The following is a 1,915-nucleotide window of genomic DNA, read 5'->3' as shown; positions in this document are numbered from 1 at the left end:
ACACCCGCCGCTTCACCATGGTGCCCCGGCTGAAGAAGGCGCTGCGGGTGCCGACCCCGGCCGACCGCGGCCCGGGCCGGCCGTGGCGGCCGGGCACCCCGCCGCCGGCGCCGATCGACCCGGAGCTGCCGAGCGCGGACATCCGCATCGGCTACGCCCGCTGCTCGACCCTCGGGCAGGAACTCGACTCCCAGCTCGACGCGCTCAGCAAGCACGGCATCCCCAGGGAGAAGATCTTCAGCGAGAAGATCAGCACCCGGGTACGGGTCCGCCCCCGGTTCGAGGAGGCCCTCCGAACGGCGCGGGAGGTCAAGGCGCACGCCCCGCACTGCCGGGTCATCTTCACCGTGTACGAGATGAAGCGCCTCGGCCGCGACGCCGCCGAACTCACCGCGCTCGCCGACCACCTCACCGCCCACGGCCTGGTCCTGGAGATGCTCGCCGGGCCCCTGCCCGGCATCTACGACCCCACCGGCCCCGGCAAGCTGCTGTTCGCGTTCTTCGCCGCGATGGCGGAGACCGAGCGGGAGAACATCCGCGAGTCCACCCTGGAAGGGCTCGACACCGCGGCCCGCAAGGGCAAGCACGGCGGCCGGCCCCCGGTCATCACCGACGACATGCTCCACACCGTGCTGCGGCGCCGCGCGGGCGGCGAGTCCGTCGAGCAGATCCAGCCCGACCTGATCATCCCCACCGGTAAACGCAAGGGACAGAGCCCCTCCGTCGCCAGCATCTATCGGGCCCTCGCCGAACACGCCAAGCGCGAGGCATATCCCGAGGCCGTCGAGGCCGCGCACGCAGACTTCGCAGCCCTGAAGGCTGGCGCGGTCCCCGAGCCTCGCGGTACGAACGACGAGGCGCCGCAGACGTTGGGAGCCGTCCAGTGATCCCGGCCCCGCACCGGATGAAGGGCGGCGCCCCGCTTCTCGGAGCACTGTCCGGCGAGGTCGGGCCCTTCGGCCCGTACGGCGCCGGCGTGAGCGATCCTGGAGACATGGAGATCGAGGTCCTGGTCGTGCCGGACTGCCCTCACCAGCAGCTCGCCGAGGAACGGCTGCGGCAGGCCCTCGACGACGCCGGGCTGGACGCGACCGGCTTCACCACCCGGGTGGTCGCCGACCAGGCCGACGCCGAGCGGTCGGCCTTCACCGGGTCCCCGACGATCCTGATCGACGGCCGCGACCCGTTCGCGGAGCCCGGCACCAGGCCCTCGCTCTCCTGCCGGATCTACCGCACCCCGCAGGGCCCGGCCGGGGCGCCCGGGCTCGACCAGCTCCGCCAAGCGCTCCACGAAGCCGCCGGCACCGCAGCCTGACCGCCGAGGAACGGCACGACGCGGAGGACCCCGACGGTCAAGTCACCGCCGGGGTCCTCCGCTGTTCAACCCGACGGGGCTACAGCGGCTCCGCGGTGGCCAGCGCGTCGCGCAGATCGGCGGGAAGCGCGGGGTGGTCGCGCCAGACGACGCAGGTGTTCAGCATGCTCCGCCAGATCGAGCGGGCCGCCTCCGGGTCGGCGAACGGGCCGTCGAGGGCGTCCAGGAGCAGGCGGGCGTAGTGGTTGATGGCCTTGCCCAGGGTCTCCGGGACGCTCAGGATCAGCTCCGCTTCGGCGGAGAGAGGTTCTTCCACCAGTTCGGGCAAGCGCTGCTTGAGTTTGTCGGCGGTCTGCTGCACCTGGTCGGCGGCGAACTCGGCGAGGGCGCGCACCTGCTCGGCGGTGGGCAGGGCGGTGACGGTCGTGGTCATGGCTCTGGAGCGTACGGGTGCGGAACCCGGCGGATCAGCCGGACAGATGAAGTGCCCGTACGGCGCGGGCGGACCAGCTCATGCGCCCCCTTCGGTCCGAAAGCTACTGGCGGGTTACTTGTCACCTGGTTCGCCGCTCGTTAACGGCACCCCGCGATGCGGCGCAC

3 protein-coding genes are annotated in these 1,915 nt (G+C 72.4%); 2 read left to right on the top strand and 1 reads right to left on the bottom strand.

What is annotated here, in order from left to right; all coding sequences use genetic code 11:
• On the top strand, nucleotides 1-887 hold an 887-nt coding region (locus AC067J_RS44010), incomplete at its 5' end, for a recombinase family protein (protein WP_478308514.1).
• An 89-nt stretch (nucleotides 888-976) separates the two neighbouring features.
• On the top strand, nucleotides 977-1,315 hold the full coding sequence (locus AC067J_RS44005; RefSeq protein WP_478308513.1) for a DsbA family protein: 339 nt from the start codon (nucleotides 977-979) through the stop codon (nucleotides 1,313-1,315).
• Between the two features lie 79 nt (nucleotides 1,316-1,394).
• On the opposite strand, the gene AC067J_RS44000 is transcribed toward AC067J_RS44005, so the two are convergent.
• Nucleotides 1,395-1,748, bottom strand: a complete 354-nt coding sequence (locus AC067J_RS44000; protein ID WP_478308512.1) for a hypothetical protein — start codon at nucleotides 1,746-1,748, stop codon at nucleotides 1,395-1,397.
• Nucleotides 1,749-1,915 lie beyond the last annotated feature (167 nt).

It is taken from the genome of Kitasatospora sp. NPDC042419, assembly GCF_056437345.1.
The sequence above is the reverse complement of the archived record's forward strand: the minus strand, read 5'-3'. Positions and strand labels throughout refer to the sequence as shown.